Origin of the sequence: uncultured Amaricoccus sp. (assembly GCF_937891315.1) — a bacterium.
Classification (GTDB): domain Bacteria; phylum Pseudomonadota; class Alphaproteobacteria; order Rhodobacterales; family Rhodobacteraceae; genus Amaricoccus.
The window spans coordinates 1-2686 of sequence record NZ_CALAGI010000152.1; the positions used below are offsets into that span (position 1 = coordinate 1).

At 69.0% G+C, this 2686-nt stretch carries 5 protein-coding genes and 1 pseudogene; all 6 read right to left on the bottom strand.

Annotated features, from left to right (window positions below):
- Window positions 1-295: hypothetical protein (locus Q0480_RS14810; RefSeq protein WP_299134072.1), on the bottom strand; the 295-nt coding region annotated here is incomplete at its 3' end.
- 153 nt (window positions 296-448) lie between these two features.
- The gene (locus Q0480_RS14815; protein WP_299134074.1) at window positions 449-745 is read right to left on the bottom strand and encodes a hypothetical protein; all 297 of its coding nucleotides are present in this window, start codon (window positions 743-745) and stop codon (window positions 449-451) included.
- Window positions 742-1005, bottom strand: a complete 264-nt coding sequence (locus Q0480_RS14820; RefSeq protein ID WP_053553345.1) for a DUF6117 family protein — start codon at window positions 1003-1005, stop codon at window positions 742-744. The genes Q0480_RS14815 and Q0480_RS14820 overlap by 4 nt, the downstream gene beginning before the upstream one ends.
- Window positions 1002-1418: a hypothetical protein gene (locus tag Q0480_RS14825; RefSeq protein ID WP_299134076.1), complete on the bottom strand. Its 417-nt coding sequence runs from the start codon at window positions 1416-1418 to the stop codon at window positions 1002-1004. The genes Q0480_RS14820 and Q0480_RS14825 overlap by 4 nt, the downstream gene beginning before the upstream one ends.
- A gap of 66 nt (window positions 1419-1484) precedes the next feature.
- Window positions 1485-1706 carry a hypothetical protein gene (locus Q0480_RS14830; protein WP_053553347.1) on the bottom strand — a complete coding sequence of 74 codons (222 nt, stop codon included), beginning with the start codon at window positions 1704-1706 and terminating at the stop codon, window positions 1485-1487.
- Window positions 1707-1766: 60 nt separating this feature from the next.
- Window positions 1767-2686: pseudogene (locus tag Q0480_RS14835) on the bottom strand (DNA-binding protein); the annotation flags it as partial.

Consider the following 2686-nt stretch of genomic DNA (forward strand, 5'->3'; position numbering starts at 1 on the left):
CCGGAGACCCGGCTTTGCGGAAAAGCGCACGTCCGTATTTGCGGAGGAGCAGGACGGTCGCCGCCTCGCAGGCGTCATAGGCCGTCTTCCAGTCCCAGGCGCCGGTGGCGTCCGACGTGCCGAAGGCGGTCTCCATCGCCGCACGCAGGGCGGCGGCGTCGACGCGCTCGCCGCGTTCGAGATGAGGCAGGAGCTGGCCGGCGGCCGCGAGGATGGCGGCGGCGGGTTCGGGATTGGAGCCGAGCGGAAGCGGCGCGGCGGCGGTCGCCGCCGCGGATGCGGAAATCATGGTCATGGTGGGAACCTCAAGGAGAGCGGAAAAAGGCGAGCCCGCGCGGCGCTCTCTCTCGACCGCACCGGCTCAAACCCGTCCCGGCGGCCCTCTCACTCTCAAGGCGCCCACATGGAAAAAGCGCCCGACCGTGAGGTGGGGCGCTTTTCGAGGGGATCAGTGCCAGAGCCCATCCGCGATCTCGGAGGCGACGAGCGTGCGGGCCTTGCGGATCAGATCATCGCCGCAGGTATCGACATGGCCGAAGAACCGCGCGCGAGCGCCGTTCGCGGTCCAGTCGGCATAGGCGCAATATTCCCGAGCATCGGATCGAAACGCCCGCATGTCGTCGGCCCAGTGAGGCTTGGGCTCGACGACGACGGTGAGGCCGCCTCTGGTCTCCGGCCAGGGCAGAGACCGTTCATGCGGCGGATGCTGGCGATCCGCCGCGAAGATGGCGTCGATGTCGGTCATGGCGCCTCTCCCGTCTCGGGCCGCACGAAGCCTTCGGGATCGTCGGGATCGGGCGGCAGATAGGCGTCGTAGGGATTGCCGTCGGCGAGATGGCCGAAGGGCGTGAAGACGTAGTCGCCGTTGTCCCGCCCCACGGCGCAGATGACGTAGCGCGGGCTGCCCGTCACCGCGTCGAGGCACTCCATGAGGGCGAGATTGCCGTCGCCCGCCGCGCGCAGCAGGGTCTGGAAATTGCTCCGGGCATGGGAGGGGATGCTCATAGCGGACCTCCCTCGTCGGAGAGGGTCTGGGCAAGCCAGCCATCGGTGTAGATCCAGTCCACGGTCTCGCCGGTGGCGAGGTCGAGGACATGGGCGCCGCCGCCGAACCCGTCGAGACGCGGCCGCGAGCAGGTGTTGGCGTATTGGAAGCCCCATCTGCCGGTGAGGCCGAACTCGGCGGCGCAACGCTTCACGAACTGGATGAGGCGCTCGGGATCGCCGGTCAAGTCGTCGCGCATCCAGAGTTCGGTGCCGCCGTATTGCGGCTCGATCGACAGAAGGAAGCCCTCGGAGGGTGGTTCCTCCGACGCGCCTTCCGCGGACAGCGTGTTGTAGAGATCGAGCGCGCGGGCGGCGTTCTCGGGCGTGCCGACGTCGAGCAGGCACGAGAAATGGGTGAAATAGTTGGCCATGACAGGCTCCTGAAACGAGAAAGCCCGGCGCGATGGCCGGGCTCGGTTGAGGGATGATCGAAGGGGTCAGTAGCCGAACCGCCAGGATGGCCAGGGCTGGCCATCGTCGGCGGCGGCGACGGCTTCCGGCAGATAGCCGGCCTCGCCTTCGACCAGGGTTGGATCGCGCACCGGCGTTTCGTCGATGACGGTGACGCAAACGACGAGACCGTCTTCGACTTCGACGTGGACGGGCACGAGATACTGAAAGACGACGCGGCGCGTGGCGGACGGGTCGGGTTCAATCATGGAAGGTCTCCTTGCGAAGATGCGGGGAAGCGACCTCTCGCCGCTCCCCCGCCGTGAGGGTCATTCGGCAGCGATCGTCAGGGCGTCCTCGTCCTCGATCTCTTCGGCATCCTCGTCGCCGTCCTCGCTGAGGAAGGCCGGCAAGGCGGCCTCGTCGTCGGCGTCGGCCTCCGCGCCCGGTTCGATGACCTCCCCGTCATGGGGATCGATCAGGCGCAGCGGCTCGGGCAGCCAGGCGGTGTCGGCCAGCAGGCGCTCGGCCTCCTTGGCCATGTCGCCCTTCTTCAGATGGTCGATGAGTTGGGCGGCCCGTTCGCCGGCGCCCTCCCGGACGGCTTCGAGGATGCGGGGCTTGGTGACGCGGCCGAGATAGTTGCCGACCGTCGGCCTCCAGCCCGCCACCACCATGTCGAGGCCAGTGGCGCGCGCCAGCCGGTCGGCCTGGGCGAGGCGGACATCCAGCCCATGCTGGCTGACGCCCGATCCGTAGGGGTTCGGCCGCTCGAACAGCGCGTTCACGCCGAAGCTGACGCAATGGGCGAGCAGATCGAGGCGCGTGCCCGGATCGAGATCGGTGAGCCAGTCCCACAGCGCCTGGTCGTCGGCGGGAACGTGATCGCCCCAGCGCCCGTGCCGCTCGGCGATCTCGTGCGCCGCGCCGCTGTCCTTCAGCTCCTCCGGTTGGGCGGAGAAGAAGACGTGGCGGACGCTGGCCTCGAGGCAGCCCGTCGGCGCGGGTCGCCGGAAGGTATCGCTGACCAGCTTGTGCAGCAGCATGGTCATGGCGACGTCGGGATGCTCGGCGAGCGCGTTACGCAGCGCCAGCGTGCGATGCGCGGTCAGCTCGATGACGAGGCGCTCGGGCAGCGGCTTGATGCCGTCCTCCTCGTCGTCTTCCGGCTCCGCGGCCTGGCCGCCGACGGTGACGACGGCGCGTTGAACGGCGGGCGTGGCCGAATGGCGGGTGTCGCCGTCCGTCT

Excerpts from the sequence above, each read along its gene's own strand:
- Q0480_RS14815 (WP_299134074.1), bottom strand. The coding sequence starts at position 745 with ATGACCGACATCGACGCCATCTTCGCGGCGGATCGCCAGCATCCGCCG.
- Q0480_RS14820 (WP_053553345.1), bottom strand. The coding sequence starts at position 1,005 with ATGAGCATCCCCTCCCATGCCCGGAGCAATTTCCAGACCCTGCTGCGC.
- Q0480_RS14825 (WP_299134076.1), bottom strand. The coding sequence starts at position 1,418 with ATGGCCAACTATTTCACCCATTTCTCGTGCCTGCTCGACGTCGGCACG.
- Q0480_RS14830 (WP_053553347.1), bottom strand. The coding sequence starts at position 1,706 with ATGATTGAACCCGACCCGTCCGCCACGCGCCGCGTCGTCTTTCAGTAT.